Annotated in this window: 2 protein-coding genes and 1 tRNA gene; all 3 read right to left on the bottom strand. The window is 64.9% G+C overall.

Annotated elements, in window-relative coordinates; genetic code table 11:
* Window positions 1-381: 381 nt before the first annotated feature.
* A tRNA-Val gene (locus EON91_RS14255) sits at window positions 382-458 on the bottom strand.
* Window positions 459-594: 136 nt separating this feature from the next.
* Complete coding sequence (gene lon, locus EON91_RS14250; protein WP_292096036.1) at window positions 595-2,781, bottom strand: endopeptidase La; 2,187 nt, start codon at window positions 2,779-2,781, stop codon at window positions 595-597.
* A 251-nt stretch (window positions 2,782-3,032) separates the two neighbouring features.
* A partial coding sequence (gene clpX / locus EON91_RS14245; protein WP_292096035.1) for an ATP-dependent Clp protease ATP-binding subunit ClpX occupies window positions 3,033-4,001 on the bottom strand: 969 nt, incomplete at its 5' end.

Here is a 4,001-nt window from a genome sequence, read left to right as displayed (position 1 = left end):
CATCGCCTCCCCCGCCCCGGCCACAGCACCGGACGCCACACCAGCGACTGACCTTCCTCGGATATCCGCTCCCTTCCAAGGGCGACTGGTCTTGCGAGGGCCATCTGGTTCTGTCGGGCGACCGCTCGCTTTTCAGCTGAACTTCCGCATCCTGTCGTCGGCAGCGCCTCCGGTGTTCGCGTGTTTCAGCGTCAGCGGGGCGAACGCCAGGACCTGACATGGGACAAGATCATATCCGGCGAGGAGCGTGCGACGCAGTTCGTCTACGCCTTTACCAGTCCACAGTCATGACCATCGAATGGTGGCGCGCGCGGGACGGAGCCTTTGCGCCGGGCGACACGCTGCGTTGCGAGAAAATCTAACCAACGAATGCCGGGAAGGTGGTGGGCGGCGAGGGGTTCGAACCCCCGACCCCCTCGGTGTAAACGAGGTGCTCTGACCAGCTGAGCTAGCCGCCCTTTCCGTCGAAACGGTCGCTTCTCTTGCCCGCCATCGACGGTCCGTTCAAGGCGCCTTCGCCACGCCGGCCGTCAAAAAGAAAACGCGACCCGGGACGCCCAGGGTCGCGTTTCTCGTTCAGAGCCTGGATCAGACCTAGTGGCTGACGACGTTGGTCCCGTCAGCACCGGGCGCGGCGGCGGCAGGAAGCAACGGTTCGGCCGCCTCGTCCCACTCCACCGGCGTCAGGGCGCCCGTCAGGGCCCAGCGCAGGGCCTCGTCGGCGGTCGAAATGGGCACGATCTCCAGCGCCGACTTCACATTGTCGGGCACGTCGGCCAGATCCTTCTCGTTCTCCTGCGGGATCAGGACGGTCTTCACGCCCGAGCGCAGGGCCGCCAGCAGCTTTTCCTTCAGACCGCCGATGGCGGTGACCCGGCCGCGCAGGGTGATCTCGCCAGTCATGGCGATGTCCTTGCGGATCGGAATGCCGGTCAGGACCGAGACCATGGCCACCGTCATGGCGACGCCGGCGGACGGGCCGTCCTTGGGCGTGGCGCCGTCGGGCACGTGGACGTGGATGTCGGTCTTCTCGAACACCGGCGGTTTGACGCCGAAGCTGAGCGACCGCGCTCGCACATAGCTGGCGGCGGCCGAGATCGACTCCTTCATCACGTCCTTAAGGTTGCCCGTCACGGTCATGCGCCCGCGGCCCGGCATCTTGATCGCCTCGATGGTCAGGATGTCGCCGCCGAACTCGGTCCAGGCCAGGCCGGTGACGATGCCGACCTGATCCTCCTCGTCGGTCTCGCCATAGCGGAACTTCTTCACGCCCGCGTATTCGGCCAGCTTTTCAGCGTCCACGGTGATCGAGGCGACCTTGGTCTTGGCCATCTCGCGCACGGCCTTGCGGGCCAGACCGCCCAGGGCGCGTTCCAGCGAGCGCACCCCGGCTTCGCGGGTGTAGTAGCGGATAAGGTCGCGGATCGTCTCGTCCGGGATGACCAGTTCGCCTTCCTTGAGCCCGTGATCCTGAAGCTGTTTGGGCAGGACGTGACGCTTGGCGATCTGGACCTTCTCGTCCTCGGTGTAGCCGGACACGCGGATGATCTCCATCCGGTCCATCAGCGGCTGAGGCATGTTCAGGCTGTTGGCCGTCGTGACGAACATCACCTGGGACAGGTCATAGTCGACCTCCAGATAGTGGTCGCCGAAAGTCGAGTTCTGCGCCGGATCCAGCACTTCCAGCAGGGCCGATGACGGATCGCCGCGCCAGTCCGAGCCCAGCTTGTCGATCTCGTCCAGCAGGACGAAGGCGTTGGTCGTCTTGGCCTTCTTCATCGACTGGATGATCTTGCCGGGCATGGAGCCGATGTAGGTGCGGCGGTGGCCACGGATCTCGGACTCGTCGCGCACACCGCCCAGCGACATCCGGACGTATTCCCGGCCGGTCGCCTTGGCGATCGACTTGGCCAGCGAGGTCTTGCCGACGCCAGGAGGGCCGACCAGGCACAGGATCGGCCCCTTCAGGCTGCCGGTGCGGGCCTGGACGGCCAGATACTCGATGATTCGTTCCTTGACCTTCTCCAGACCGAAGTGAATGATCTCGTCGCGCGCGTCGTCGGTCTCGCCCAGCTCGCGCTGGATCGCCTTCATCTGCTCGTTCAGATAATATTCGCGCTGGGTCTTCTCCATCTGGCGCTTCACGCGCGAGCGGATCTTCTTTTCGACCTGCAGGACGCTGATCTCGCCCTCCATCAGGCCATAGACCTTTTCCAGGCGCGCGGGCACGTCGATGGTTTCAAGCAGGGCCTGCTTGTCGACGATCTTGACCGACAGGTGGGCCGCGACCGAGTCCGCCAGCTTGGACGGTTCGGTGATCTGGGGGATGGCGCTCAGGGCCTCGGGCGGGACCTTCTTGTTGAGCTTCACATAGTTTTCGAACTGCTCGACCACGGCGCGGACCAGCGCCTCGGCCTGCGCGGGGTCGCCGGCGTCGTCGGCGATCTCGACCGCCTCGGCCTCATAGAATTCCTGACGGTCGGTGAACCGGGTCAGGCGCGCGCGGGACTTGCCCTCGACCAGCACCTTGACCGTGCCGTCGGGCAGCTTCAGCAGTTGCAGCACCGTGGCCAGCACGCCGATCGGATAGATGGCGTCCGGCGAGGGGTCGTCATCGGTCGAGTTCTTCTGGGTGGCCAGCAGGATCTGCTTCTCGCCCTTCATGATCTCGTCCAGCGCCTTGACCGACTTTTCGCGGCCGACGAACAGCGGCACGACCATGTGCGGGAAGACGACGATGTCCCGCAGCGGCAGGACGGGAAGGGTTTTCGGGTCAGACATGATGCGTACTTTCCAGGGCCTTCGCTGATCTCCGGCCCACCGGGCAAAGGGCCTCGGCAGATGCTCCGGCGTCTCGACTCGGTCCGCCAATTCCGGCGGCGTTCGAGGCAGTATGTGGGTCTGACGCACCGACGTTCAAGCGTGGCCGCCAGACCGCCCACAGGCGCATGGTCAAGCCGTGACCGCCACGCCACGAAAAAGGGCGGGCCCGACCGGACCCGCCCCCTGTTTCAATCAGCAAGACAGCGGCGTCAGGCGGCGCCGTCGGCCTTCTTCTTGTTCTTTTCCGAATAGATCAGCAGCGGCTGGGCGCGCCCCTCGATCACCTCGGCGTTGACCACGACTTCCTCGACGCCTTCGAAGGTGGGCAGTTCGAACATCGTCTCCAGCAGGATGCCTTCCAGGATGGAACGCAGGCCGCGGGCGCCGGTCTTGCGGGTAATCGCCTTCTTGGCCACCGCCGACAGGGCGTCGTCGGTGAAGGTCAGGGCGACGTTTTCCATCTCGAACAGACGCTTGTACTGCTTGACCAGGGCGTTCTTGGGCTCGGTCAGGATGGTGACCAGCGCCGCCTCGTCCAGATCTTCCAGCGTCGCCAGAACCGGCAGACGGCCGATGAACTCGGGGATCAGGCCGAAACGCATCAGATCGTCCGGCTCGACGCCCTTGAGGATGTCGCCGGTGCGGCGTTCGTCAATTTCCTTGACCTTGGCGCCGAAGCCGATCGAGGCCCCTGCCCCGCGCGCCGAGATCACCTTTTCCAGGCCGGCGAAGGCGCCGCCGACGATGAACAGGATGTTGGCGGTGTCGACCTGCAGGAACTCCTGCTGCGGATGCTTGCGGCCGCCCTGCGGAGGCACGGAGGCGACGGTGCCTTCCATGATCTTCAGCAGAGCCTGCTGCACGCCTTCGCCCGACACGTCGCGGGTGATCGACGGGTTGTCGGACTTGCGGCTGATCTTGTCGATTTCGTCGATGTAGACGATGCCGCGCTGAGCCCGCTCGACGTTGTAGTCCGACGCCTGCAGCAGCTTCAGGATGATGTTCTCGACGTCTTCGCCCACGTAACCGGCTTCGGTCAGGGTCGTGGCGTCGGCCATAGTGAAGGGCACGTCGATGATGCGCGCCAGCGTCTGGGCCAGCAGCGTCTTGCCCGAGCCGGTCGGCCCGATCAGCATGATGTTCGACTTGGCCAGTTCGACGTCGTTGTTCTTCGTCGC

The sequence above is a fragment of the Brevundimonas sp. genome (assembly GCF_004210735.1).
Classification (GTDB): Bacteria; Pseudomonadota; Alphaproteobacteria; order Caulobacterales; family Caulobacteraceae; genus Brevundimonas.
The sequence above is the reverse complement of the archived record's forward strand: the minus strand, read 5'-3'. Positions and strand labels throughout refer to the sequence as shown.

Coding starts and splice junctions, on each gene's coding strand:
- lon (WP_292096036.1), bottom strand. CDS start 2,781: ATGTCTGACCCGAAAACCCTTCCCGTCCTGCCGCTGCGGGACATCGTC.